The organism is Streptomyces justiciae, from assembly GCF_015163075.1.
GTDB classification, from domain to species: domain Bacteria; phylum Actinomycetota; class Actinomycetes; order Streptomycetales; family Streptomycetaceae; genus Streptomyces; species Streptomyces justiciae.
The window spans coordinates 247,585-271,719 of sequence record NZ_JADDXU010000013.1; the positions used below are offsets into that span (position 1 = coordinate 247,585).

24 protein-coding genes and 1 pseudogene are annotated in these 24,135 nt (G+C 68.6%); 15 read left to right on the forward strand and 10 right to left on the reverse strand.

From position 1 onward, the window contains the following. The first annotated feature begins 65 nt into the window (after positions 1-65). The 4 genes and pseudogenes from IQ210_RS32060 to IQ210_RS32070 all read left to right on the forward strand — a co-directional run bounded on the left by IQ210_RS32060 (position 66) and on the right by IQ210_RS32070 (position 1,915). Positions 66-539 carry a hypothetical protein gene (locus IQ210_RS32060; protein ID WP_194082660.1) on the forward strand — a complete coding sequence of 158 codons (474 nt, stop codon included), beginning with the start codon at positions 66-68 and terminating at the stop codon, positions 537-539. Between the two features lie 188 nt (positions 540-727). Beyond that, the gene (locus tag IQ210_RS32065; protein ID WP_194082661.1) at positions 728-1,213 is read left to right on the forward strand and encodes an NB-ARC domain-containing protein; all 486 of its coding nucleotides are present in this window, start codon (positions 728-730) and stop codon (positions 1,211-1,213) included. A 212-nt stretch (positions 1,214-1,425) separates the two neighbouring features. Beyond that, a pseudogene (locus IQ210_RS47440) lies at positions 1,426-1,583 on the forward strand (MFS transporter); the annotation flags it as partial. Positions 1,584-1,693: 110 nt separating this feature from the next. Beyond that, the gene (locus tag IQ210_RS32070; protein ID WP_194082662.1) at positions 1,694-1,915 is read left to right on the forward strand and encodes a hypothetical protein; all 222 of its coding nucleotides are present in this window, start codon (positions 1,694-1,696) and stop codon (positions 1,913-1,915) included. Between the two features lie 162 nt (positions 1,916-2,077). On the opposite strand, the gene IQ210_RS47445 is transcribed toward IQ210_RS32070, so the two are convergent. Further along, on the reverse strand, positions 2,078-2,395 hold the full coding sequence (locus IQ210_RS47445) for a hypothetical protein (RefSeq protein WP_228048680.1): 318 nt from the start codon (positions 2,393-2,395) through the stop codon (positions 2,078-2,080). Between the two features lie 221 nt (positions 2,396-2,616). Beyond that, positions 2,617-2,991 carry a winged helix-turn-helix transcriptional regulator gene (locus IQ210_RS32080; RefSeq protein WP_194082663.1) on the reverse strand — a complete coding sequence of 125 codons (375 nt, stop codon included), beginning with the start codon at positions 2,989-2,991 and terminating at the stop codon, positions 2,617-2,619. Between the two features lie 153 nt (positions 2,992-3,144). Here IQ210_RS32080 and IQ210_RS32085 point away from each other — a divergent pair, with 153 nt between their 5' ends. Next, positions 3,145-4,035 (forward strand): NAD(P)-dependent oxidoreductase, encoded by an 891-nt coding sequence (locus IQ210_RS32085; RefSeq protein ID WP_194082664.1) that lies wholly within the window; start codon positions 3,145-3,147, stop codon positions 4,033-4,035. Positions 4,036-4,356: 321 nt separating this feature from the next. On the opposite strand, the gene IQ210_RS32090 is transcribed toward IQ210_RS32085, so the two are convergent. After that, the gene (locus tag IQ210_RS32090; RefSeq protein ID WP_194082665.1) at positions 4,357-5,175 is read right to left on the reverse strand and encodes a carotenoid biosynthesis protein; all 819 of its coding nucleotides are present in this window, start codon (positions 5,173-5,175) and stop codon (positions 4,357-4,359) included. A 386-nt stretch (positions 5,176-5,561) separates the two neighbouring features. Here IQ210_RS32090 and IQ210_RS32095 point away from each other — a divergent pair, with 386 nt between their 5' ends. Continuing rightward, a complete protein-coding gene (locus IQ210_RS32095; RefSeq protein ID WP_194082666.1) occupies positions 5,562-6,143 on the forward strand; it encodes a hypothetical protein in 582 nt (193 codons plus the stop codon). A gap of 237 nt (positions 6,144-6,380) precedes the next feature. Here IQ210_RS32095 and IQ210_RS32100 read toward each other — a convergent pair whose 3' ends face one another. The 3 genes from IQ210_RS32100 to IQ210_RS32110 all read right to left on the reverse strand — a co-directional run bounded on the left by IQ210_RS32100 (position 6,381) and on the right by IQ210_RS32110 (position 9,014). Continuing rightward, complete coding sequence (locus tag IQ210_RS32100; RefSeq protein ID WP_194082667.1) at positions 6,381-7,304, reverse strand: sigma-70 family RNA polymerase sigma factor; 924 nt, start codon at positions 7,302-7,304, stop codon at positions 6,381-6,383. Positions 7,305-7,536: 232 nt separating this feature from the next. Next, on the reverse strand, positions 7,537-7,971 hold the full coding sequence (locus IQ210_RS32105; RefSeq protein ID WP_256785317.1) for a hypothetical protein: 435 nt from the start codon (positions 7,969-7,971) through the stop codon (positions 7,537-7,539). A gap of 86 nt (positions 7,972-8,057) precedes the next feature. Then, on the reverse strand, positions 8,058-9,014 hold the full coding sequence (locus IQ210_RS32110) for a maleylpyruvate isomerase family mycothiol-dependent enzyme (RefSeq protein WP_228048682.1): 957 nt from the start codon (positions 9,012-9,014) through the stop codon (positions 8,058-8,060). 163 nt (positions 9,015-9,177) lie between these two features. Here IQ210_RS32110 and IQ210_RS32115 point away from each other — a divergent pair, with 163 nt between their 5' ends. The 4 genes from IQ210_RS32115 to IQ210_RS32130 all read left to right on the forward strand — a co-directional run bounded on the left by IQ210_RS32115 (position 9,178) and on the right by IQ210_RS32130 (position 12,558). Then, positions 9,178-9,615, forward strand: coding sequence for an RrF2 family transcriptional regulator (locus IQ210_RS32115; RefSeq protein ID WP_194082670.1), 438 nt, complete (start codon positions 9,178-9,180; stop codon positions 9,613-9,615). A gap of 94 nt (positions 9,616-9,709) precedes the next feature. Continuing rightward, complete coding sequence (locus tag IQ210_RS32120; protein WP_194082671.1) at positions 9,710-10,915, forward strand: globin domain-containing protein; 1,206 nt, start codon at positions 9,710-9,712, stop codon at positions 10,913-10,915. Positions 10,916-11,073: 158 nt separating this feature from the next. After that, positions 11,074-11,604, forward strand: coding sequence for a group III truncated hemoglobin (locus IQ210_RS32125; protein ID WP_228048684.1), 531 nt, complete (start codon positions 11,074-11,076; stop codon positions 11,602-11,604). Positions 11,605-11,748: 144 nt separating this feature from the next. Continuing rightward, a complete protein-coding gene (locus IQ210_RS32130; RefSeq protein ID WP_194082672.1) occupies positions 11,749-12,558 on the forward strand; it encodes an SDR family oxidoreductase in 810 nt (269 codons plus the stop codon). 89 nt (positions 12,559-12,647) lie between these two features. Here the strand turns inward: IQ210_RS32130 and IQ210_RS32135 are convergent, their stop codons facing one another. Continuing rightward, on the reverse strand, positions 12,648-13,106 hold the full coding sequence (locus IQ210_RS32135; protein ID WP_194082673.1) for an SsgA family sporulation/cell division regulator: 459 nt from the start codon (positions 13,104-13,106) through the stop codon (positions 12,648-12,650). Positions 13,107-13,602: 496 nt separating this feature from the next. Beyond that, entirely contained in the window at positions 13,603-14,163 is a 561-nt protein-coding gene (locus IQ210_RS32140) for a TetR/AcrR family transcriptional regulator (RefSeq protein ID WP_194082674.1), read from the reverse strand. 368 nt (positions 14,164-14,531) lie between these two features. On the opposite strand from IQ210_RS32140, the gene IQ210_RS32145 reads away from it, so the two are divergent. The 3 genes from IQ210_RS32145 to IQ210_RS32155 all read left to right on the forward strand — a co-directional run bounded on the left by IQ210_RS32145 (position 14,532) and on the right by IQ210_RS32155 (position 16,283). Continuing rightward, on the forward strand, positions 14,532-14,825 hold the full coding sequence (locus IQ210_RS32145; protein WP_194082675.1) for a hypothetical protein: 294 nt from the start codon (positions 14,532-14,534) through the stop codon (positions 14,823-14,825). Between the two features lie 85 nt (positions 14,826-14,910). Further along, a complete protein-coding gene (locus IQ210_RS32150) occupies positions 14,911-15,774 on the forward strand; it encodes an NmrA/HSCARG family protein (RefSeq protein ID WP_194082676.1) in 864 nt (287 codons plus the stop codon). A 74-nt stretch (positions 15,775-15,848) separates the two neighbouring features. Continuing rightward, positions 15,849-16,283, forward strand: a complete 435-nt coding sequence (locus tag IQ210_RS32155; RefSeq protein WP_194082677.1) for a cupin domain-containing protein — start codon at positions 15,849-15,851, stop codon at positions 16,281-16,283. Between the two features lie 49 nt (positions 16,284-16,332). Here the strand turns inward: IQ210_RS32155 and IQ210_RS32160 are convergent, their stop codons facing one another. Then, positions 16,333-19,068: a helix-turn-helix transcriptional regulator gene (locus tag IQ210_RS32160; RefSeq protein WP_194082678.1), complete on the reverse strand. Its 2,736-nt coding sequence runs from the start codon at positions 19,066-19,068 to the stop codon at positions 16,333-16,335. Between the two features lie 260 nt (positions 19,069-19,328). On the opposite strand from IQ210_RS32160, the gene IQ210_RS32165 reads away from it, so the two are divergent. Next, entirely contained in the window at positions 19,329-22,076 is a 2,748-nt protein-coding gene (locus IQ210_RS32165; RefSeq protein WP_194082679.1) for an ATP-binding protein, read from the forward strand. Positions 22,077-22,212: 136 nt separating this feature from the next. Here the strand turns inward: IQ210_RS32165 and IQ210_RS32170 are convergent, their stop codons facing one another. Continuing rightward, positions 22,213-22,650 carry a cupin domain-containing protein gene (locus tag IQ210_RS32170; RefSeq protein WP_194082680.1) on the reverse strand — a complete coding sequence of 146 codons (438 nt, stop codon included), beginning with the start codon at positions 22,648-22,650 and terminating at the stop codon, positions 22,213-22,215. A 208-nt stretch (positions 22,651-22,858) separates the two neighbouring features. On the opposite strand from IQ210_RS32170, the gene IQ210_RS32175 reads away from it, so the two are divergent. Further along, complete coding sequence (locus tag IQ210_RS32175; RefSeq protein ID WP_194082681.1) at positions 22,859-24,091, forward strand: NAD(P)/FAD-dependent oxidoreductase; 1,233 nt, start codon at positions 22,859-22,861, stop codon at positions 24,089-24,091. The last annotated feature ends 44 nt before the right edge of the window (positions 24,092-24,135 follow it).

The window sequence follows — 24,135 nt, forward strand, 5'->3', positions numbered from 1 at the left end:
GCGCCCCGTGTATCAGTACGCTCGGTGGTGGGCCTATCGCACTCGGTGTGCTTCGAGGGGGCAGCATGCTGGATCAGCCGCTGGTCGCGCTGGCGTCGGCGGCCGGGGCCGCTGTGGCCTCGGCAGCGGGCACGGACGCCTGGCAGGGCTTGCGTCAACGCGTGGCTCGGATCTTGGGCCATGGAGACGGGGCAGAGGGCGTTCTGCTGGAACGACTCGACGGGTCCGTCGTCGAGTTGGAGCGTGCTGGATCTGAGGGGCGGGAACTAGCCCGTGCGAGGTTGGTGGCCGTCTGGCAGACTCGCTTTCACGATCTCCTGGAGGACGCCGACAACGAGGACCGTGCGCAGTTGGTCCGGCATCTCAACGAGCTGGTCAGGTACGGGCAACAGTCGTTTGGCGGGGTAGCTGCCGGTGATGGCGGACTCGCCGTCGAGGGAACGGTCGACATCCGCGCCGATCGGGGGTCGGCTGCTGCTGGCGTGATGGGCGGCGTGGCGATCGGAAACCCTCAGAGGCCGGGCCCGGGGCACACCTGACGACCCCCGGAGCCACCCCGGCGATCTTTGAGTTCACAGGCCCTGCGATCAACGCGCACCACCACAGCGTCGCCGCCCACAGCATCAACCGCTTCGACTACTACGCAGCGCCGTCGGCGCCGCTGGTGTGGCCGCATGCCGTCGGCGTCGTTCCGCGGCAAGCGGAGTGCTTCCAACACCGTGACGCGGTGGAGGTGCTGGAGCGTGCGGTAGCCGGAGGTGGCACCGCAGTTCTGTGCCAAGTCCTTTCCGGGACAGGTGGTGTTGGCAAGACCCAGCTGGCCGCGCACTACGCGCGCTGTTCTTGGCGAGACGGGGCCGTGGACCTCGTGGCCTGGGTCACCGCATCGAGCCGCGAGTCAATCGTCAGCTCTTACGGGCGTCTTGGGGCAGACGTGGCGGCAGGGGACCTGCGCGATCCCGAGCAGGCAGCCGCATGTTTCCTGGCGTGGGCCGAGACGACCGATCGCCGATGGTTGATCGTGCTTGATGACCTGGCCGACCCCGCTGACCTTCGTGGCCTTTGGCCACCCGCCAGCCCCGGTGGCCAAGTGCTGATCACCACCCGCCGCCGAGATGCGGCCCTCCGCGGACGAAGCCGCGTCCATATCGACATAGGTCTGTTCACTCCTGCCGAGGCGGCGAGCTATTGCTGGCCGACCGGCTGCGCGTGATGGGGCCCGAGCATCCTCACACCTTCTCCGCACGCCGCCATCTCGCCCATTGGATTGGCAGGGTCGGCGACCCCGTCGGCGCAGCCACAGCCCTTGTCGAGTTGCTTGCTGATCAGTTGCGTGTGCTTGGGCCGCAGCACCCCGAGACTTGGGCCACAGAAGACAGTCTTGCCTTCTGGCGTGCGGAAGTGGACCGTGGGCGTCCGACGTAGCCGGCCTTCGCCGCCCTCACCCGCTGGTGGGGAGAGGAGCGCGTCCGTGTACTCACGATCGTCACGTTTTCCGGGGCCTCGCCTCGACCGCCTTCGCACCCCTGACGGCCACCGTCGGCGAACACCTCAGCTGGCGCACCACGTACGTCGTCCTGGCAGGCAGCGATGCGGCAGCGCACCACTCTTATCTGGCTCTTCGGGAAGTCCGTCACACCGTTCCCCGGCTCATTCGCGACCATCTACGTCTGCCGGCGCATCATCACCACTCTTGGCAGGCCACGACTTCGACTTCACTGGCGTCAGCTTCGACAGTGGGGATCCCTCAGAAGCCGTGCTCTCTGGTGGCTCGGTGAGCTTCAGCGAGGCTGTGTTCTGTGGCGGCTCTGTCAACTTCTCTGATGCAGAGTTCTCTGGCGCCGCGGTCAGTTTTGAGCAGGCGGGGTTTACCTGCGGTCTCGCACTGGGATGCGTCGGGCAGGGCTGCAACTGAATGCCGCTCACCCTGCATGCACGGAGGCATGAGAACACTGCACCCGGAGCGCATCCTGCGCCAGAACCGGGGAGCGCTGGCAGGCTCTGACCCCGTTGGAGCGTCGGCGGATTCGAGTTTGGTTGAAGCAGGCTGCCCGGCGTTGGGGCCTGTACGCGCTGATCATGGCAGGGGCACTGCTGCTGTTCGTGGTGCTGCCCTGGCTGATCTGGGAGGGGCCCGTACAAGCTCGATGCCGACCATCTGGACGAGACCAAGCTGAAGGAGCAGTCGGGAGCGCTCGTCACTGGATTGCGTACACCAGGTGCAGCCGCAGTCGTCGAGGTGCAGGCCCTCGTCGTCGATCCAGGTACCGGTCCGGTAGCCCGCACTCTCCTCCGCCTCGGTGGTCGCCGTCACGACGGCCACGAGCGCCCATCGTGCCCCCAGCACCTCGAGATCCGGAAGGTCCCCCGGCAGTCCCGGCCACTGGATGGTCATCTGCTTTCCCCTTCGTCGATCCGAGCGACCGTATCGTGCGCAGGGGCGGGCCGCCGCGGGCAGGGCGCGCACATGGCGCCCGAACCCAGCACACGCCATTGAGGCGATCTCGAAACGACGGAGGCGGCCTGTCAGATGCCGGCCCGCCCCCACCGGCTTCACCTCCTCGTCGCCTGATGCCGTAACCGCGGTGACGCGGCGTTCGGCGCGGTGGGGGCGGGTCAGGCCGTTGTCGGGTCCTTCGGCGGCGGGGGGCCCTCGACGGCGAGCCCGTTCTGGCGAAGTCGCTCCCTTCCCCAATCGCCGAGCGGGCGCAGTGCTTCGTTGAGCGCGGCGCCTGCCTGCGTGAGGGAGTACTCGACCTTCGGCGGCACTTCTGCGTAGACCTTGCGGTGGATGAGCCCGTCCTCTTCCATCTGGCGGAGGTGCTGGGTGAGCATCTTCTCGCTCACTCCGGGGAGCGCTCGACGCAGCTCGGCGAAGCGGCGGGTGCCGTGGGCATGCAACTCCCAAAGGACGAGGCCTTTCCACTTTCCGCTCACGACATCCAGTGCGGCATCGATCCCGCAGATGTAGGGACCTCGACGGCCAGGCATACGCACCTCGTTCGGTTCAGGTGGGTGGGGGCACTTACCAACTGGTGTGTACCCCACTATTTAGTCGGTACTTCCGATGGACGGTGGCGACGGCGAGGCTGGTCAGCAAGCGATCAAGTGATCAAACCTCAGCGTCTCCAAGGAGTTTCACGCATGCCCACTCGCTCACCTGTCACCGTGCTCGGTCTCGGGCCGATGGGTCAGGCAATGGCCCGCTCCCTCCTGCGCGCCGGACATCCGGTCACGGTGTGGAACCGCACGCCACGTCGCGCCGACGACGTGGTCGCGGCAGGGGCACAACTCGCCACCACCCCCGCGGAAGCCGTCGCGGCCAGCGACCTCAGCATCCTCAGCCTGACCGACTACCAGGCGATGTGGGACATCCTGGGCGACGCGACGGCGTCTCTACGGGGGCGGACCTTGGCCAACCTCAGCTCCGACACCCCGGACCGCACCCGTCAGGCCGCGGCATGGGCGGCCGGCCGCGGAGCGGCGTTCCTGACCGGCGGTGTGATGGTGCCGGCTCCGATGGTCGGCACCGAGGCGGCGTACGCGTACTACAGCGGACCGCGTGAGGCGATGGACCGGCATCAGGAAACGCTCGCCCGGATCGGGACGCCGCGCTATCTCGGCGAGGACCCCGGCCTGGCCCAGCTGATGTACCTGGCGCATCTCGACGTGTTCCTCACCACGCTGTCGTCACTCACGCACGCCGTCGCACTGCTGCAGTCGGAGGGCCTCAAAGCCGGCGACGTCTTCCCGGAGCTGATGCGGACCTTGGTCGGCATACCGGCCATGCTGGGGGCGGGCGAGAACCCGGCCGCCCAGATCGATGCCGGCGAGCACCCGGGCACCCTGAGCACCGTGACGATGATGGGGGCCACCGCCGACCACATCGTCGCGGCGAGTGAGCAGGCGGGCATTGACCTCGCCCTGCCTCGCGCGGTTCAACGCCATTACGTCCGCGCGATCAAGGACGGGCACGGCGGCGACAACTGGACTCGCATCATCGACGGCATCCGCACGCCACAACCGGAGGCCTGAGCACTGGCCATCACCACACCCTCGGTGGCCGAGCCGCCCGCCGGACTTGACGGGCGTCGCTTCAGGGATCTGGTGCGGTAGCCCAGCCAGAATCGCTCTGTGTAGTCGAGGCGCCGGTGTGGTCCCAGGAATGGGGGAGTGGTCGGGCTGATCGCACGAGGGACTTCCGAGCGTCCGATGGTGGAGGTTGTCGAGGTCAAGTCGGGCAGCGCCGCGCTGAGTGGAACTCGGTGAAATCCTCAGGCTGGCCGGCCTTGAGTCAACCGGAAGAACGCCCGACGGCGGGAACCCTCTCGGCGTGACTTCGCCGCGGGGGTGCTGTCATTTCCGCGGTTTCCGAGCGGCTGAACGGAGAGCGAGGAGAGCAAAGGGGAGGACTGCAGAGAGATTGATCAGCATCATGGTCTCTGCCAGGGCTTGGTGGTTCCAGACCGCCCCGGAAGGGTCAGTGACCGTGTAGTCGTCAGCGACCAGGAAGTAGGCCACCGCGTTCAGGGCGAGGGCTGCGTACACGATCGCCGCCGCCGCTGGTGAGGCCTCCTGGACTGGCGCCCGGCGGCGGGACAGATGTATCGCGAAGACTTGGAAGAACAGATAGGTGACCAGCCACCAACCCAGATAGTTGGTGTACGGCACACCGAAGACGCCACCGCCACGCTCCCATTCCCACGTGTGGTTCACGGTCGAGGCGACGGAGTCGCTGCCCAGGTCGAACACCGTCATCAGCGCGGCGGCCAAGGCCGGCACCGCGACCATGTCCACGGCTCGGCGTCGGCCGTCGGCGAGCAGCAGTTCGGCCACACGCCAGCAGAGATAGCCGAGGCCGAAATACACCGGACCGATGTAGATCGGCACATGGATCAGTTGCGGGCCGCCGGTGTAGTGGTAGTCGCCGAACGGGAACCCGGTCTCGACGCTCAGGTTCTCGAAGAAGTTGCTGATCAAGAGCGTTTCCACGACGAAGAACAGCAGCGTCACCCAGCCGTACCGGCGAACCCCGTCGATGAGCGCTACGGGCACCGCCAGCAAGAGCACTGGAAGGATGGCAGCCTTCCCCGTGGTGACGAACGGCAGCGTGCCCCCCAACACCAGCGCGGCACCGGCCAGGAACCACGTGACATTTGTCCAGAAGGTCCTCATTTCTGCCCCCGAACGGTAGACCTGCGAGGGGTCAGGGCATCGACGCTCGCGATGCAGGGCTTCCAAGCCCTGCCGGAGTGGCAGACGTACTGCCACCGCCAACACCAGGTGTTCCAGGTGGGTTCAGACTCCATACCGTGAAAGACAATGGGCTCGGCGTCTTTGTGACACGGCGCATAAGCGAAGTCGGCGTGGCTCTCGTCGCGGAACGTGTGGCCAATGTGCGGCCTCGCCAGGCCACTTCCAAGTCGTGTCATGCCGACCGTACTAATCTATGACCCGGTTGGGCTGCTGCACATGGTGCATACGGTTCCCTTCGATGACCGAGCCGGCATGGAAGCGGACGATACCGGGGGCGGCAGACAGGGTTGAGATGAGAGGAACACATGGTCTCCGTAGCTCACACGGCACAGAGGATTGAGGACGCTGCGGAGAGTCTTCAGGAAGAACTGAGCCGACTTGAAGTGCAGAGGCAAGCCTTGGAGCGTGAGCTCGCGGCGGTGGTTGCGCATCACGGCTCCGTGCTGAGAGCGCTGCGCGCCCTTCAGGACCTGATGCCTTTGAGCACGGCCAAGACCTCGACGGCACCGGTGGGGCAACGTGTGGCCGGGCCCACGGACAGCGCACGCGACAGCAGGGACCAGCCTCTCGTCGAGGAGCCCGTGGCGTCCGCCGACCGGTCCCGGCCTGCGGAGCGGACGCAGGCCCCCGCCAGGCGTCCCGCTGCCCGCACTGCCGACACGGACACGGGCCAGGGCAAGTACGGGCAGTTGACCGAGCAGATCCTGGAGTACTTCGCCGGAACCGGCGGTGAGAGCGTGCGCGCTCGTGACGTCGCCGCCGCGCTCGGCCGCGATCAGGGCGCCGGAAGCATCAATGCCGTTCGCAGCACACTCGACCGCTTGGTGGGGGCTTCGCGTATTCAACGTGCGGGTCGCGGCTTGTACCGCGCCAATTCCGCCCGCTAGCGTTCCGTGGCACCGTGCCCTCGGCGGTCGAGGCGGAGGGGACCGGTCTATGGACGGCGGGCGCCGGATTTCTATAGCTTCCGGCGCCCGGTGGTTCTCGGGTATTCCGGTCGGGACGTCCCACGTGTCAGACATGATCATTGGCGCGCCGCCCCCCGGCCTAACGCGCCGCCCCCGGCGTGCCCCCTGCGCCCGGCCTGGTGCCCCAGCTCGAAGTCAGTCCCAGGCAACCGACCTCTACTGCTGCGCATCGCGCGGGAGCACGCGATGCGCCGAGCGGGCGTATGCCTGAAGCTTGTCCGCTGCCATCACCCAGTAGAGCCCGTCGATACCGTCGTCTCCCACGGTGATGGTCACGAGAGCGCGGGCGACCCCGTCCTTGACGATCAGAACGGCAGGACCGCCGTTGGCCTCGACGACGTGGAACTCGGCGTCAGGCAGGAACTTCCTGGAGAAGGCGGCGAGTTGGGCAGTACGACGACGGCCCGTCACCTTGATCCGTGCCACGCCGCGCATGCCATTGCCGTCGGCGTACGAGGCGACGTCCTCCGTCAGCAGCCTTTCCAAGGCGCCCAGGTCCCCCTGCCGGGCGGCTGCGACGAACGCGTCCAGCAGGCGTCGGTGTTCCGCATCGTCCACTGGCTTGCGGTGTTCGTTCGTCAGCCGCTTGCGGGACCGGCTGACGATCTGCCGGGCATTGTCCTGGCTGATCTGGAGGATGTCCGCGATCTGATGGTGGGGATAGTCGAACGCCTCGCGCAGTACGTAAGCGGCTCGCTCCAGGGGTTTGAGCTTTTCCAGCAGTACCAGTATCGCGAGTTCGAGAGCCTCGCCCCGTTCGGCGCCGACTTGGGGATCTACGCTGGTGTCGACAGGCTCGGGCAGCCAGGGGCCCACATACGTCTCGCGGCGCATGCGTGCCGACTGCGCCACATTGATGGCCAGTCGGACAGTGGTCGTCACCAGGAACGCTTTTGGATCGACCACTGTGCCACGGTCTGTGTTCTGCCAGCGCAGCCACGCATCCTGGACGACATCCTCGGCCTCGGCCACGCTGCCCAGAATGCGGTAGGCGATGCCGAAGAGGCGCGGGCGCTGCCGCAGGAACTCGTCCGCCGCCCGGTCGAGCGAGTCGTCAGTCGGCCGGTGGGGCGTGTTCATGGTGCCGGTGCCTCCGCGGGTAGCAGTCACAGGGTGGGCAGGAGTACTCCAACGTGCTCGGAAACACGCTGCTTTCCCGTGATCGTAGACGCGGTTGATGCTGTGGCGGCGGAGCTTGCTGTGCGGCCGGGTGGAGGATGCCGTCCAGGGGTGGGTCGCCTGCCGGCGCTCGTTGAACGTTCGTCACCGGCACGTCCGGGGCGGGCCGTCGGGTCGGCCCGCTTCCAGGACGTTACTGAGCTTGGAACACCTGGCCCTCATCGTCTGCTGTGGCCTTTGCGCGTGGGGCAGGCGCCAGCAGTACAGCGGAGGCGAGTGTCAGCAGTGACAGCACCGACACCATGGTGATCTTCTCGCCCGTGCTGTACATGTCCAAGTGCTGCACATGGTAGATGAGGTGGAACACGTTGAAGGTGAGCCAGGAAAGCCCAGCGGTCTGCACGAATCGATCACTGTCGACATAACGCCAAGCGGCCACGGTCAGCACGGTCATGGCCATGAACATCGACACGTAGTCTTTCATGAGGTGTTCGTTGTAGGGGCCGAGCCTTTCGAGCCAACCACGCCCGATGCCCGGGAACGTTCTGTACCAGGTCTCGGGTGCGAAGTAGCCCCAAGCGTGGAACAGGCCCACCGCGATGAAAAGACCGAGGACGATCCGGCGCACTGTTATTGATCCCATGCCGATAAGACCGGATGGCAGGGCCGTGTGTGACAGCTGGGTGGAGACTGCTGCGCCTGAGTATCCGCCGGTCAGGTTGCAACTTCGCGCAGAAGGGTCAACTGGGAGACCACGGCACTGGCGATGCCGAACACTTCTCGGGGCATGGGGCCGCGCCCGGCGAGACTGTCCAGGACCGCCACTGCGTCCCCGGCCAACTCGGCATCGGACTCCGGAGAGGTGATCACCTTGATGTTGTCCCCGGCGTGCGTGATCTCGTAACTGGGGTCCCGGCTCCCTTCGAGCTGCACTGTCGTGCGAATGTACTCTCCCGCCCAGCCTGCCGGGGCCGCCGCTGCGAGAAGGCCGTACATGGTGGCGAGACGCAGTTCTGCGATCGGATAAGGCAGCTTCAGGCCCAGGGGCAGAGCGATGTCCCGCTCGTGCACCCAGGCGTCCCAGAAGGAGTGCGTCGAGGAGACAGACCAATGCAGGGTCCTCCGCAAGGGCCCGAGCCTGGTCTCGGACGGATCCAGGCGTGCCTTGCGTTGCAGCAGGCGGTCTTCTTCGTCGACCAGGAGGATCAACTCCCGCAGCGTTTCGTCGGGTGTCTGCCCGGCCGAATGGGCGGGTCGGCCGACAGGCGTTGTCGGCTGGTGGATCGCCGCGGGCACGCCGAACTGATCCGGGCGGCCGCCGAGGCGTGCCACGTGGAGCAAGGCCCTGTCGCGCACGTGGCGCACGACATCGTGCACCGACCACCTCGCACAGCGTGTGGGGGTGTGCCAGGCGGACGCGTCGAACGCCCTGAGGGAGGTTATGAACCGCCGACGTTGCGACCGAAACGCATCGAGGACGGCCGACGGCCCCTCGGAGAAGCCCCGCTGTTCGCCAAGGACATGGCGGGGCGCGGCCTGTCGGGAGATGGTGCCCACTTGTTGGTACCTCGCCTCAGCGGCTGATCTGTTCGCTTGTTGTGCAGCGGCTGCCACACCGGTCTCCGTGGCGCGGGGTCGGAACGCGCCCTCAACTAAGGACCAGGCCGTCATCCTGTCTGTGACACTGCCGGTCCCCGGCCCTCTCCTACGGCCCGTCGGCGATCCGGCGCTCTCCTGAGCGTCTGAGGGGTCCACAGCCTCAGCATCGGCGAGTGAGGCGTGAATCACACGATGTTAATACGCATCTGAGATGCGAGATTGATAGTGTCTGATCGTGCGGCTGACCAGGTATACGGATCTCGCTCTTCGTGCGGTGATGCGCCTGGCCGTCATGGACGGTCAGGAACTGCTGACCACGAAGCGCATCGCGGACGGGATGAACGTCCCTTACACACACATGACGAAGGCGATCACCCATCTGCAACACCTGGGCGTGATCGAGGCGCGGCGTGGGCGCAACGGGGGACTGGCTCTTACGTCGGCCGGCCGGAACACGCGGGTCGGGGAGCTGGTGCGGAACCTGGAGGGTGGCGGTGAAGTCGTCACCTGTGAAGGGGAGGAGCCGTGCCCCTTGGCCGGCGCGTGCCGACTGCGGCACGCCCTGCGCAAGGCGCAGGAGGCCTTCTACTCCTCGCTCGACCACCTCACCATCGATGACCTCGTGGCCAGCCCCACCGGACCCGTGCTTCTCTCCCTCGGCCCGCCCGGCTGAAACGCCCGCCCGTTCCGGGGTTCGGCCGGAGCCGGAGCCGTGTCCCGGCCTGGCCAAAAATTAGAGTTCTATAAGCGAATTAAAGGAGTCCTTGATGCTCTCCGCGCAGTCGACCCCGGTCGTGCGAGCCACTCTTCCCGCCGTGGGCGCTTCTCTGGGGCAGATCACGGAGCTTTTCTACCGACGGCTCTTCGAGGAGCACCCCGACCTGCTGAAGAACCTCTTCAACCGGGCCAACCAGGCCAACGGCACCCAGCGGGAGGCCCTCGCCGGAGCTGTCGCCGCCTTCGCCACCGTGCTGGTGGAGCGCCCCGACGAACGGCCCGACGCCATCCTGTCGCGCATCGCCCACAAGCACGCCTCACTGGGCGTCACTCCCGACCAGTACACGATCGTCGGCCGACACCTGCTGGGGGCCGTCGCCGAGGTACTCGGTGACGCCGTCACCCCGCAGGTCGCGGCGGCATGGGACGAGGTGTACTGGCTGATGGCCAACGCCCTCGTCGCTCAGGAGGCGCGGCTGTACGCGCAGGCGTCCGTCGCCAACGGAGACGTCTGGCGCAAGATGGAGATAGCCGAGCGCCAGGAGGAGTCCTCCAGCACCGTCTCCCTGGTACTGCGCCGGCCCGACGGCCTGCCCACAGCGTCCTTCCGCCCCGGACAGTACGTCAGCGTGCGGGTCCAACTGCCCGATGGCGCGCACCAGATCCGCCAGTACAGCTTGTCGTCTGCGCCTGGACAGAAGACCTGGCGGATCACCGTCAAGCGGGAAGGGGCCGTTGACGGTTCCGTGCCGGAAGGCGAGGTCTCCTCCTGGCTCCACGCGCACGCACAGGTCGGCGACCTCATCGACGTCTCGCTTCCCTTCGGTGATCTCGTTCTCCCCGATGGGGACACACCCCTGCTGCTGGCCTCTGCCGGCATCGGCGTCACCCCCATGCTGTCGATGCTCGACCACCTTGCTCTTGCCTCTTCCTCTCGCAGGATCCTCGTGGTGCACGCCGACCGCTCGCCCGCCGACCATGCCCACCGCGAGGAGCAGGTTGAACTGGTCAGTCGCCTGCACAACGCGTCGCTGCACCTTTGGTACGAGGCGGACGCCGACGAACTCGCCGCGCTCGGCGCCTCCGACGGCCGGGTCTCGCTCGACGCCATCACCCCGCCCCAAGGGACGACCGCCTACCTGTGCGGGCCCCTGCCGTTCATGCGCTCGGTCCGCAGCGAACTCCTCACCAAGGGCCTCAACGCCTCGGCCATTCACTACGAGGTCTTCGGACCGGACCTCTGGCTCAGCAAGTAGCGCGCCCCGCGCTTCCGGCCCTTCGAGCCGCATGAGCCGGAGGGCCGGGAGACGTACTGGGTTGTCGAGGTCTGCCCCCAGCCGCTCGCGTCGGCGAAGGCACCCCGTGGTGGCAGCGCGGCGCCCACGCGCACCCGCCACGCGTCCTCGGAGGACACATGACCCACTCCGCCTCCCGCGCGGCGTGCCCCGAATCCGGGGGACTTCGCGACATTCGTGACCGACAGGACGTGGAGCGCCTGGTGAACGCGTTTTACGGCAAGGTCTTCGAAGACCCCCTCATAGGTCCGTTCTTCACCGAGGCCGCCCGCGTCGACATGGCGGCCCACCTGCCCGTCATGGCCGACTTCTGGCAGAGCCAGCTGCTTGCTCCCGGCGCCTACCGCCGCAATGCCCTTCATGCACACCGGGAACTGCACAGCAGGAGACCGCTACGAGCGGAGCATTTCGAGCGCTGGCTGAACCTGTGGACCTCCACCGTCCGGGAGAACCATGCGGGACCTGTCGCCGACAAAGCGGTCCACAAAGCCCACGCCATCGGCCGGGCACTGCTGAACAACACCATCGGGGACGGCCGGCAACAGCCCGGGCCGCAGCCGGTTGTCATCGAGATCGGGCTGAAGAGCACGGAAGGTGGAACAGACCCGGACCGGCGGCAGGGCAAGAGGCCGGAACCGTTGCATGAGTGAGCGGACGCGACAGTGTCGTGGTCATGGAAGAAGCCGCGCCTCTTCACCACGTAGCGGACGGCCGTCACGCCACATGCTGTTACTATACGGAAAGAACGAAGGTTGTTTAGTTGGTATAGATCTTTCCGTTGGAGATGAGGTCTCGTGTCCAAGACCGTCCTGATCACCGGAGCTTCCACCGGCATGGGAGAAGCGGCCGCCTTCGAGTACGCAGGGCGCGGCTGGAACGTCGTTGCCACCATGCGGGACACGGCCAAAGCCAACCCGGCGTTCGCCGACCTGGACAACGTGCTTGTCACACGACTCGATGTGACCGACGGCGACAGCATCGAGCGCGCCGTCAAGGAGACGATTCAGCGCTTCAAGACCCTCGACGCCGTCCTGAACAACGCCGGCTACGCCCAGCTCGGCGCGGTCGAGGAGATCAGTCCGGACCAGGTGCGCGACCAGTTCGAGACCAACGTGGTGGGCATCGTCCAGGTGGTCCAGGCCGTACTCCCGCACATGCGGGAACAGGGCTCCGGCCACATCATCAACATCGGCTCGATGGGCGGCCACGTCAGCCTCCCGACGATGGCTGTGTACTGCGCCTCGAAGAGTGCGGTCCAGAACCTCACGGAAGGGCTCGCCAAGGAGATCCGGCCGCTGGGCGTCCACGTCACTCTCGTCGAGCCGGCCGGGTACAGCACCAACTTCACCGCCAACTCCAAGATGCCTGCTGCCCCTCTCGACGCATACACGCCGGCCTACGCCGCCATGGCCGAATTCTCCGCGCATGCGGTCAGGGGAGACCTCGCACGGTCCATGGCGGCCGTGGCGGACATCACCGGGTCCGAAGAACCGCCGCTCCATTTCGCGGTCAACTCCTACGGCCTCCACTTGGTCCGGGATCGATTCGCCGAGCTGATGGACGAGTACGCCCGTTGGGAACAGGCCACCGCTGGCACCGACTGACGCGCGCGAGGGCGTCGGGGCTGTCCGGCCGCGCACACGCCCTCGTTCGGTTCATCCACGCAGGGCGCCGTGTGTGGAGGGGAGAACGCTCAGTGTGTGTCGCCAAGGAGGCGCGACACATCGTCATCGATATCGAGAAACTGGTGTTCGGAGCCGGCGGGCACCTTGCGATAGGTCGCCTCGACGAAACCGCGCAGGTCGTGGGCGGACAGCAGGATGAGGGCACGGCCTGCCCTGCTGCAGAGCTCCAAGCCCGTGTAGTCCGGGCCACAGGGGACGACCTTGACGTCGCCCTCTCCGGACGTGACGCGCTGGCCCTCCTCCAGGAGGCTCCTGGCGAAGGTCCAGGTCGTGGGGGCGCGTCGGTCGTCGACGGTGGGGAAGCGGACGGTCGCCGCGTAGGGATCGGAGCATGTGTAGCTGAGACGGACGGTGAAGGGGACCGTGCTTTCCTCCGAGCAGACGAGGAACGCCTGGACGAGGGTCTCCACATGGGCGGCGCACATGTGTGCGGAACGAGGTTCGGGTGCGCTGGGGTGTGGACTCATGGGATGTCTCCGGAATGGTCAGGGCCCAAGAACTCCAGAATGGTCAGGGCCCAAGAACGCGATCTGCTTGACGATCACCGGGCGGTTCGGACCGGAAGAGGACCTTCGGCCTGCCACAGGGACGAGGCCGTGTCAGCGCGCTAAGTCGGGACCGAGGCCGGGCCTCCCGGCACGTTGCCCGTGGGTGTCACCGGCCCCGTCCCAGCTCGGCACACACCGTTTCGCCTGCCGCCATGACGCTCATTTGTGCCCTACTTGCTGATGTCGTCCGAACTTGCTGATGTCGTCCGATTCTGTCTGTGCCAAGAGGGACAGCGCGGAGCCGCCACTTGTGACACCGCGGGCAGACAGGGGAGCCCATGTTTTCGCGCCCGCAGGCATCCCTGTTCCCGTCCTCGGCGCCGTCATCCGACCCAGCGCATCGCGCCCCGAAGCCGCTGATGCACGGGCGGCGCAGACACCGATCTCCACAGCCGGCCGCGGGAACGGTGCCGCCCTACGAGCGCATCGCCACACGAACGGCCGTGGTGAGCCTGTCGACGAACTCCGCGCGGTCGGTGACACGGTGTTTCCACCCCGTGCCGGCGGCGTGCAGGACCTCCGCGATCTCACGCGGTGTGACGGCTCCCGTCAGGGGCCCCGACGCCGCGACGGCCTGGGCGAGCGCACTCAGAAAAGCGGCCCTGTAGTCGTCGTACATGTCATTGAGGCCCGCCGTGCCGTGCTGTACCAGAGTGTCGACACCCTCGTTGATGTGCGTGCCCACGTAGCGGCCAAGGAAGGCGTCGAGCGCGGAGACGAGCCGGGCCTGGATGTCGTCGTCGGTGGCGAGAGCCGCACGGACATCGCCCATGGCCTGGTCCAGAGCTTGGCGCATGGTCTCGCGGAAGAGCTCCTCCTTGCCGGCGAAGAAGAAGTACAGGCCGGGGCGAGAGATGTCCGCCGCCTGGGCCACGGCGTCCATTGACGTCTTCCGGTATCCGAAGGTGGCGAAAACCGGCAGTGCTGCCGCGAGCACATGCTCCCGACGCCGGGCGTCTCCTCGGTTCATCGCCATCCCCGCAACGCTGGAATATACGTAATGGATCCAACAAGTCTAGTGCGTGCGGTAACCCTCCCTCCGCGCCGCCGCAGAGCGCCCCGCACCGGTCAGACGATGTCCCGCTTCCGCTGAGGCAAAGGACTGTCACAGCGGAGACGGCTGTCCGGTCCATGAGAGGGGAGCCCCCGAGCAGGTTCCCGACCGGACAGCGAAGAGAAGAGGTCGTCAGACATGGAGAACACGCGAAGGCACTTGCACGCCGTCGGCCGACGCACCAGGGCCCGCTTCTGAGCTGTCCGGGCTCCGCACACACCAGTTGTCACCCCCCACTCGCACCACGGGCCGTGCTGTTCCCCCGGCCCGTGACAGAGAGAAGACGCCACATGCTTCAAGAGAACACCGAGAACCGCGATGACCTCCTGGCCACCGTCCTGTCCCTGACAGCGGAGGCTGCGGCCCTGGAGGGACGTATCCAGATGCTGCGCGAGGAGCTGGCCGCCGTCAACGCGCGCACCGGTGCCGTAGCCGAGTCGCTGCGACGCCTGGCCCGGTTCGACTCCGACACCGCCGCCGACTCCGCCCAGGCCGAGGAGGGACGGCTCCGCTTTGCACGCGGCCGACGGCGTATCGACGTCGCCTCCCGCGGATGCGGCCGGCCCGCGACAGGCCGTCGCTGAGCGACCGGCTTCCTGAACTGCCGCTGACACTCCTCTCGTCCGGCGATCCCGGACAGCACACAGCAACTCTCATGAAGGGGCATATATGGCCGGACGTGTGACAGTTCTCGGAGCGACCGGAGGGCAGGGGAGTGCGGTGGTGCACGCACTGCTGAAGAACGGTCACCTGGTCCGTGCCGTCGTACGTCGCACCGACTCGGCGCGGGCTCGGGCGCTGGCGGACTCGGGGGTGGAGCTCATTCGAGGCGACCTCACCGACGGCCCTTCGCTGCGGCGTTCCTTCGCCGGAGCGGACGCCGCGTTCGCCGTCACCACCCCGTTCGAACAGGGCACGGACGCGGAGGTGGAGCAGGGCCGGGAGATCGTGAAGGCGGCGATCGCGGCGGGTCTGCCGCACCTTGTCCTGTCCTCGGTGGCCTCCGCGAACCGGTCCACGGGCGTGCCCCACTTCGAGAGCAAGCACAGGATCGAGCGGTTTCTCGCCGAACAGGGAGCACCCGCCACCGTCGTGGCGCCCACTTACTTCTACGACAACCTCCTCGGGGATCTCCAGAGTCTGCGATCCGGCCGCCTCCGGCTGCCCCTGCCCCCCGACCGGCCCCTGCAACAGACGGCCCGGCAGGATCTCGGGTTTCTCGTCGCGGCCATCGTGGCCGACCCCGAAGGCCATCTCGGAAAGCGGATCGAGGTGGCGTCCGACGCCCCCACGCCCGCGCAGATGGCCGATGCGCTCAGCCGTGCTCTGGGCATCGACGTGCGGGCAGAGCAGACTCCGCTCTCGCTGGTACGGGGCGGAAGTGCCGAGATGGGGGCGATGTGGGAGTTCCTGAACGGGGAGGGATACCGCGTCGACGTGGGCGCGCTGCACCACGCCTGTCCGGGGATCGCGTGGACCTCCTTCGCCGACTGGGCCGCGAGTCTGCGCATCGCCCATGACGGACCCTCATGATCCGGACCCTCGACGCTGGCGCATCGCACTGCTCTGACAACGTTCCCTGCTTCTCCCGACAGAAGGACCACACCATGCGTCACGTGATACGTGCGGGCGCCGTCGGCGCCGCTCTCACCACACTCTCGCTCACCGTCGGCCCGGCTCACGCGACCCCCGCAGGCCCCGGGGTGACCGGCAAGGTGATCGCGGAGACGACAGTGGGAGGCACGGACTACATCTTGCGGGAGGTGACGATCCCGCCTGGTCAGGCAACCGGGTGGCACTACCACGACGGCACGCTGTACGCGTACGTATCCGAGGGCACCCTCAGTCATTTCGATGCCACCTGCGCGTCCGACGGAACGTACCCGACGGGCAGCCCGATCGTGGAAGCCGCTGGGGCTTCCCACGTCCACATCGGCCGGAACCTGGGCAGTACGGACGTCGTGCTGAAGGTGCTGTACGTGCTGCCGCACGGTGCTCCCTTCGCGGAAGACGCTCCCAACCCCGGCTGCGGCTTCGAGTGACGTGACCGTCGCCGCTGGGTTCACGGCGCCCGGGCAGTTGTATCGGCAGTCATGTTCTCGGCCCGGGGGTGGTGCGTTGCAGCTGACGTCGTGACGTGACCCGGAGCTTGGCGAAGATGTTGCGCAGATGCCATTCGACAGTGCGGGGACTGATGAAAATGCGGGCGCCGATCTCGGCGTTGGTCAGCCCTTCTCGCACGAGCCGTACGATCTGCGCTTCCTGGGGAGTGAGTTCGCCGCCAGTATCGGCGGTGTGCCGACGGGCCTTTTCCCCGGTGGAGAGCAGTTCACGGGCTGTTCGCCGGGCGAAGGCGTCCATGCCCATCGCCGAGAACGACTCGTGCGCGGCGCGCAGTTGTTCCCGGGCGTCAGCCTGGCGATGGGCACGCCGCAGCCACTCGCCGTAGACGAGGTGCGCCCGGGCCAGCTCGCTGCGGACGGCCGTACGGGAGAGCCGGTCGATCGCCTCCCGGTAGAGGGTCTCTGCGGCGGGACCCGCAGTCACGAGGGCCCGTGAGCGTGCTTCGACGCCCAGCGCCCAGTCGGTGCCGCTCGGACCAGTCCGTTCGGCGAGCTGCCGCAGGGCGTCCGCGGCCTGCCGGGAGGCGCCGGTGCGGGCGGCGGCCTCGATGTACTCGGCGAGGGCCCATCCCACCGCGGCGCTCGTCTCGCGTTCAGGGCGCTCGGTGGTTTCTCCGGCCGCGCGCAGCGCGTCCTTGTATCGGCCCAGGCTATTGTACAGCATGGACTTGGTCCAGCCGTTGACGATCAGCGCGCTGCCTTCTCCCCGCTGGGTCGCCGACGCGACGACGGTTCGCAGCAGTTTGGCGTAGTCCGTCTCACGTCCCTGCCAGGCGGCGGTCAGCAGTGGGCCGTGGGGTGGGGGGAGGATGCCGACCGCCTCGGAGACCGTCTCCACCTCCTCGGACAGTGCAGCGGCCTCGCCCGACTCGCCGGCGAACAGTTTCACTGCGATGCCGGTGGTCAGGGCCAGCGGCAGCGCGGTGGGCCGGTCGCTCTCCCGGGCGAGCCCGATGTGCCGGGCGGCGAGTACGTTCCAGGTCTCGTCGTCCCACAGCGTCGCTGCCGAGGTACCGGCGAGCCAGAGCCAGTGCATGCCCTCCTCCTTGGACAGCTCCGGGCTCTGGAAAGCGCGCAGTGCAGGCTGCAGGCGTGCGGCTCCGGCCGCGTGCCCCTCGGTGATCAGCACGGTCAGGCCGTACAGGAGGAGGTCGACCGCGCGCGGATCCTGCGGCGTCGGTGCGGTGCGCGCCGCCAGGGCCGCTTCGAGCTGGCCGCCGCCGGTCGCCAGGGGGCCGGCGAACAGCCCCGCGCTGATCGCCTCGAGGTAGGTTTCGCGGGCGAGCGGGAGGTCGTAGGGCTGTAGCTGCCGGGCTGCCTTGATGAGTAGGCCGGGGGCGTCGCCTCCACGGTCCACGGTGAAGGAGATCTGCGCGCGCAGCTGGTCCAATTGGCCCCGGATGAGGGCATCGAGGGGGCCGGCCTGCGCGATGGCCACCGTTCTGAGCGCCGCGGTGGGCGCTCCGGCCTCATGGTTCGCGCGGGCGGCGACCAGGGCCCGCTCCTGGCGTCGGACCGGATCGGGCGTTAGTTCCACCGCCCGGGTCAGGAAGGCCGCTGCGGCCGCCAGCCCCCCGCGTGCCCGGGCGCGCCCGGCCGAGTGCTCCAGCTCCGCCGCGACGCTCTCGTCCGTGCCCACGGTGCCCTGGGCCGCGTGCCAGGCGCGGCGATCAGGATCGGCCTGCGGGTCGGTGACGTCGGCCAGCACGCGATGGGCCAGACAGCGCTCCTCCAACTCGGCGGCCCAGTAGACGGCCGAACGTACCAGTGGATGGTGGAACCGGACCCGGTCGCTGATCGCGAGAAGTCCGGCGGACACCGCGGGTGTCGCCGCCTCGATGCCGATGCCCCGCCGATCCGCGGCACGCCACAGCAAGGCCGGCTCACCTGCTGGCTCCGCGGCCGCGATCAGCAGCAGTTGTCGCGTCTCCGGGGGGAGCCGCACGACCCGCTGCTCGTAGAGCTTCTGGATACGGCTCGTGAGGGCGCGCGTGCCGGGCAGTCCGAATCCTCCGGCCAGCTCCGACGAGAACGGCTCTTTCGCCAGTTCCAACAGCGCCAGAGGGTTGCCGCGGGCTTCGGCGACGATGCGGTCGACGACTTGCTGGTCCCACAGGCCGGGCAGCACCGAGCGCAGCAGAGCCCGCGCGTCCTTGTCGGGCAGGCCGTTCACCATCAGTTCCGGCAGATCGGTCAACGGGGCCGCCTCGTCCGGGACGCGGGCCGCGAAGACGATCCCGACGGATTCGGCCAGCAGACGGCGGGCCGCGAAGGCCAGCACCTGCAAGGATGCCTGATCGAGCCACTGCGCGTCGTCCACCAGGCAGACGATGGGCTGGTGGCGGGCGGTCTCGGCCAGCAGACCGAGGGTGGCGAGACCGACGAGGAAACGATCGGGCACCTGTCCGGGCCCCGTTCCGAGCGCGGCGCGCAGCGCGTCGCGCTGGGCGGAGGGGAGGTTCTCGATCTCGTCCGTCATCGGTGCGCACAACTGGTGGAGAGCGGCGAAGGCCAGCTCCATCTCGGACTGCACACCCGAGATGCGGAAGATGCGGAACTGCTCTCGTCCGGCCAACTGGTCCAGCAGCGCCGTCTTGCCGACCCCGGCCTCGCCCCGTATCACCAAGGCCCGGCTCGCGCCGTCCCGGACGGCGTCGAGGAGCTGGTCGAGTTGCGCGCACTCGGCTTGGCGCCCTTGCAACATGTTGCACCCCCGGCTGACATTCAGCGCACTGGGCCACAGTGTAATGACAGGACATGGGAGGTCTCGTGATCTTGGATGGTTCCGACAGCCTGGAGCCATCACGGACCGGGTGCGGGCGGGCGGACTGGCGGCGTTCGCTGCTGTGGCGGGCCGACGACGCACCCTGGTTGGCGGAGCCATCTATGTGAGGATTTCGTAAAGTGTGCCGATTGTTGCGGTGGGCACATTGTTGCGGTGGCGGTTTGGGGCGGTGCGGTCGGATGCTGCGGGGTAGACGTGAGGCATGTGCGGAGCTTGACGGGTTGATGGAGGCGGTGCGGGCGGGCGCGAGCCGGGCCCTGGTGGTGCGCGGTGAACCGGGGGTCGGCAAGACCGCACTGCTGGACTACGCGGCCGCACAGGAGCACGGGTTCCGAGTCTGGCGCGTCTCAGGGGTGCAGTCGGAGATGGAGCTGGCATTCTCCGGTCTGCACCAGCTGTGCGCCCCGTTGGCGGACCGGTTCGGGAACCTCCCCGAGGCCCAGCGTGACGCGCTGCGCGCCGCGCTCGGAACGGGGTCCGGACAGGTGCCGGATCGTTTCCTCGTCGGCCTGGCCACTCTCGGCCTGCTGGCGGACGTCGCGCAGGAGCGTCCGCTGGTGTGCTTGGTGGACGATGCGCAGTGGCTCGACAAAGCCTCCCTGCAGGTAATGGCCTTCGTGGCGCGCCGGTTGGTGGCGGAGTCGGTGGGGGTGGTGTTCGCGGCCCGCGTCCCGGACGAGGCGGCCCCGTTGGCCGGTCTGCCGGAACTGATGGTGAACGGCCTGCCCGACAAGGACGCGCAGGCTCTGCTGCGCTCGGTGCTGCCCGCGGGCTGGGACGGACGGGTCGTCGACAGGATCGTCGCGGAGACACGCGGCAACCCGCTGGCCTTGCTGGAGCTGGCCAGGGACGCGGCGTCGGCCGAGTACGCGGGCGGTTTCGGGACGCCCGGGGGGCGGGGCCTGCCGGACCGCCTCCAGGAACTGTATGCGCAGCGTGTGCTGAGACTTCCGGCGGACACCCGGCGCCTGTTGCTGATCGCGGCCGCCGAACCGGGCGGGGACGCGGCGCTGTTGTGGCGTGCGGCCGATCGGCTGGGCATCGGCATCGGTGCTGCGACGCCGGCGTCGGCGGCCGGCCTGGTGCAGATCGACCGGCAGGTACGGTTCCACCATTCGTTGGTGAGATCGGCGGTGTACTGGGCGGCGTCGCCGGACGAACGGCGCCGCGCGCACCAGGCCCTGGCCGACGTCACCGAGCCAGTGGCGGACCCCGACCGAAGGGCCTGGCACGCGGCGCAGGCAGCGGCGGGGCCGGCGGAGGACGTGGCGCAGGAGCTGATGCGTTCTGCGGATCGGGCCCGGGAACGGGGCGGTTACGCCGCGGCCGCGGCGTTCCTGTCCCGCGCGGTGGAGCTGACACCGCATCCGGCGCGTCGGCAGCAGCGGGCGCTGGCGGCGGCGAAGGCGACTCTCGAGGCGGGGACCCCCGACGTGGCGCTGCGGTGGTTGTCGGTGGTGGAGACGGGGCCCCTCGATCACCGCCTGCAGGGGATGGTGGACCTGCTGCGTGCCCAGATCGAGTTCGCGGTCGAACGTGGCAGCGACGCCTTCCCGCTCATGTTCAAGGCAGCCCGGCACCTCGAGACCCATGACGTGCGGCTCGCCCGCGACACCTACCTGGACGCCGTCAACGCGGCCATCTTCGCCACTCCGAACAGCGCCGGCGACAGCCAGCTCGAGGCGGCCGAGGTGGCACGCTCCGCTCCCCCCGCGCCTGGTCGGCCCACCCCGGGCGATCTTCTCCTGGACGGGATCGCCACACTGATCCTCGAAGGGCACGGCTCCGGGGTCCCCAAGCTGCGGCCGGCCCTCGACGCCTTCCAGAGCCCCGAACTCAGCGAGGACGACGCGCTGCGCTGGCTCTGGCCCGCCACCATCATGGCCGCGAGCCTGTGGGACTACGACAGCTGCCTCGTGCTCTCCGAACGTCACGTGCGGGTCGCCAGGCGCACCGGTCGGCCGACCACACTTCCGCTCGGTCTGACGGCGCGTATCGCGGTCCATGTGGTCGCGGGCGAGCTGACGGCCGCTGCCGCTCTGCTCGAGGAGGTGGAATCCGTCTCCGAAGCGATCGGCGTCTCCTTCCCGCCCTACGGCGCCCTGCTGGTCGCTGCCTGGCAGGGGCGCGAGGAGGTCTGTGCCACGCTGATGAACACCGCCGTCGCGGAGACGACGCGCCGCGGTGAGGGCGGTCCGCGGATTGTCGGCGGGTGGGCGATGGCGATGCTCCACAACAGCCTCGGGCGCCATGCCGAGGCACTGGCGGCCCTGTCCGGCGTGGTCGACCACGGCCAGCGGGACGTGGGCACCGTGGGTGTCTGGGCGCTCGTGGAGTTCATCGAGGCCGCGGCCCGCAGCGGAGACGCCGCGCGAGCGACGGACATCTTCCGACGTTTGAGCGAGCGGACCGGGCCGAGCGGCACGGACTGGGCGCTCGGCGTCGAGGCCCGGTCACGGGCGCTCATGACCGGCGGGCGGGCCGCCGAGGAGCACTACCGGGAGGCCATCGACCGGCTCGGCCGTACCGCGATCCGGGGCGAGCTGGCCCGTGCCCGTCTCCTCTACGGCGAATGGCTCCGCCGCGAACGCCGGCAACGCCAGGCCCGCGAGCAACTGCGCGCCGCGCACGAGTCGTTCGCCGAGATGGGGATGCGGGCCTTCGCCCAGCGGGCGGAGCGCGAACTGCTCGCCACCGGGGAGAAGGCCCGCCGACGCAGTGTCGAGGTGCCCACCGGTCTCACCTCGCAGGAGACGCAGATCGTGCGGCTGGTCCGCGAGGGCCTGACGAACCCCGAGATCGGCGCCCGCATATTCATCAGCCCGCGCACCGTGGAGTGGCATCTGCGCAACATCTTCGGCAAGCTCGGCGTCACCTCGCGAAAGCAGCTCCAGCGCGCCGACTTCGGTCTTTCCCGCGGTGTGTGACACCCGCGCCGCACGGGGGAGCGACGGCAGCGGGCGCACACCGCACGGGTTCCGCGGGGCGGCCGGTCCGGCGGTAGTCGCCTGACGCCGCGAGCGGACACCGTGGGCCGGATCCCTCCCGCGATGGTGCCGAGGGTCAGTCCGTCGGTCGGGGAGCGCGCAGGTGGGCTCGCGCGGCCAGCTCCTCCTGTTCGACCAGTTCGAGCATGGGCTTGCCCGGAGCGCACATCATGGTCACGACGAAGCGGGTCGACGCGTCCGTCAGGGCGTTGCCGTCCTGGTAGTGGATGGCGTCGCCGCCGGGTTCCCAGAACGTCTCACCGGCCTTGATCACGCGCTCGGGTTCCCCCTCCAGCTCGAACCGTACGGCGCCTTCGACGACATACCCGAAGGCCGGACCCGAGTGGCGGTGCGGAGGGGTACCGGGGTCCCCCGGACCCCAGTCGACCTGGACGGTCATCGCCGACGCGCCCTCGGGGACGGTGATCGGCGACGCGTCCTGAAGGATCTTCGCGGCCGACATCCAGCCCTGCGCCTCACCCACGCCCGTGCCCGCTGCTGTGCTCTCCGTCATGGTCCTCCGCCTTCCGAACTGCCCGATGATCCGTCTCTGTCAATGACCGGACGGACAGTGTTTTCGTGACAGGTGCACCCGCGGAACCGACGTGGAGGGAGATTCGGCCTGCCTCATCTCGTTGATTCCGTGTCACACGGTGCGCGTGCGCCTTGTCTGTTGGGTGCCCGCCGCATCTCACCCGCGGCCGTTCGAGACGAGGTACACCATGTCGGCTGATCCCGCTTTCATCATCGTCGGAGGGGGCCTGGCCGCGGCCAAGGCGGCGGAGTCCCTGCGGGAACTCGGGCACCATGGCCGCCTGATCGTCCTGGGGGACGAGCCGGAACGTCCCTACCTGCGCCCGCCCCTGTCCAAGGGCTACCTGCTGGGCAAGGAGGACCGGGCCTCGATCTACGTGCATCCCGAGAGCTGGTACGCGGATCACGATGTCGAGCTGATGCTGGGCACCCGTGTCGCGGCTGTCGACCCGTGGGCCAGGGAGGTCGAACTGGACGGTGGGCGCAGGATCCCCTACGCCAAGCTCCTGCTCGCCACCGGCTCGTCCCCGCGCCGACTGCCGGTACCGGGGGCGAACCAGCCCAACGTGCTGTACCTGCGCCGGGTGGGCGACAGCGAGCGGCTCAGGGAGGTCTTCACCGAGGGGGCGCGGATCGTGGTGATCGGCGGCGGATGGATCGGTCTGGAGTCCGCGGCGGCCGCGCGGGCGGCCGGAGCCGAGGTGACGGTGCTCGAACACGCCGCGCTGCCGTTGCTGAAGCCGCTCGGGAGGGAGGCGGCCGAGGTCTTCGCCGGTCTCCACCGCGAGCACGGCGTACGGCTCGTGCCCCACGCGCGCGTGGAACGCGTCACCGGCTCCCGGGTCCGGGCGGACGGCGTCCTCCTCGCCGACGGCACCCGGCTGCCCGCCGACGCCGTCGTGGTGGGCGTGGGCGCGGCTCCCAACGACCGGCTCGCGCGCGAGGCCGGCCTGGAGGTCGACGACGGCGTGGTGACCGACGCCCGGCTGCGCACCTCGGCGCCCGACGTCTACGCGGCGGGGGACGTCGCCGACGCGTACCACCCGCGCTACGGTCGACGGCTGCGCGTGGAGCACTGGGCCAACGCCCTGCACCAGCCCCGCACGGCCGCACGGGGGATGATGGGCGAGGAGGCCGTCTACGACCGCCTGCCGTACTTCTACACCGACCAGTACGACCTCGGCATGGAGTACACGGGGTACGTCGGGCCGGGGGGCTACGACCATGTGGTGTTCCGCGGGTCGACCGCCGAGCGGCGTTTCATCGCGTTCTACCTGTCCGGCGGACGCGTCCTGGCAGGGATGAGCGTCAACGTGTGGGACGTGATCGAGCCGATTAGGAACCTGATCCTGTCCGGCACGGTGGTCGACGAGGCGCGTCTCGCCGATCCCGCCGTCCCCCTGGACCGTCTCCTTGCCTGACCACAGCTTTCCGGCCGGGCGGGGGAGCGCGACGAAGGCCGGGG

Coding starts and splice junctions, on each gene's coding strand:
- IQ210_RS32085 (WP_194082664.1), top strand. CDS start 3,145: ATGCCCACTCGCTCACCTGTCACCGTGCTCGGTCTCGGGCCGATGGGT.
- IQ210_RS32080 (WP_194082663.1), bottom strand. CDS start 2,991: ATGCCTGGCCGTCGAGGTCCCTACATCTGCGGGATCGATGCCGCACTG.
- IQ210_RS32155 (WP_194082677.1), top strand. CDS start 15,849: ATGCGTCACGTGATACGTGCGGGCGCCGTCGGCGCCGCTCTCACCACA.
- IQ210_RS32135 (WP_194082673.1), bottom strand. CDS start 13,106: ATGAGTCCACACCCCAGCGCACCCGAACCTCGTTCCGCACACATGTGC.
- IQ210_RS32170 (WP_194082680.1), bottom strand. CDS start 22,650: ATGACGGAGAGCACAGCAGCGGGCACGGGCGTGGGTGAGGCGCAGGGC.
- IQ210_RS32150 (WP_194082676.1), top strand. CDS start 14,911: ATGGCCGGACGTGTGACAGTTCTCGGAGCGACCGGAGGGCAGGGGAGT.
- IQ210_RS32090 (WP_194082665.1), bottom strand. CDS start 5,175: ATGAGGACCTTCTGGACAAATGTCACGTGGTTCCTGGCCGGTGCCGCG.
- IQ210_RS32100 (WP_194082667.1), bottom strand. CDS start 7,304: ATGAACACGCCCCACCGGCCGACTGACGACTCGCTCGACCGGGCGGCG.
- IQ210_RS47445 (WP_228048680.1), bottom strand. CDS start 2,395: ATGACCATCCAGTGGCCGGGACTGCCGGGGGACCTTCCGGATCTCGAG.
- IQ210_RS32110 (WP_228048682.1), bottom strand. CDS start 9,014: ATGACGGCCTGGTCCTTAGTTGAGGGCGCGTTCCGACCCCGCGCCACG.
- IQ210_RS32140 (WP_194082674.1), bottom strand. CDS start 14,163: ATGGCGATGAACCGAGGAGACGCCCGGCGTCGGGAGCATGTGCTCGCG.
- IQ210_RS32095 (WP_194082666.1), top strand. CDS start 5,562: ATGGTCTCCGTAGCTCACACGGCACAGAGGATTGAGGACGCTGCGGAG.
- IQ210_RS32160 (WP_194082678.1), bottom strand. CDS start 19,068: ATGTTGCAAGGGCGCCAAGCCGAGTGCGCGCAACTCGACCAGCTCCTC.
- IQ210_RS32060 (WP_194082660.1), top strand. CDS start 66: ATGCTGGATCAGCCGCTGGTCGCGCTGGCGTCGGCGGCCGGGGCCGCT.
- IQ210_RS32120 (WP_194082671.1), top strand. CDS start 9,710: ATGCTCTCCGCGCAGTCGACCCCGGTCGTGCGAGCCACTCTTCCCGCC.
- IQ210_RS32125 (WP_228048684.1), top strand. CDS start 11,074: ATGACCCACTCCGCCTCCCGCGCGGCGTGCCCCGAATCCGGGGGACTT.
- IQ210_RS32175 (WP_194082681.1), top strand. CDS start 22,859: ATGTCGGCTGATCCCGCTTTCATCATCGTCGGAGGGGGCCTGGCCGCG.
- IQ210_RS32165 (WP_194082679.1), top strand. CDS start 19,329: ATGCTGCGGGGTAGACGTGAGGCATGTGCGGAGCTTGACGGGTTGATG.
- IQ210_RS32145 (WP_194082675.1), top strand. CDS start 14,532: ATGCTTCAAGAGAACACCGAGAACCGCGATGACCTCCTGGCCACCGTC.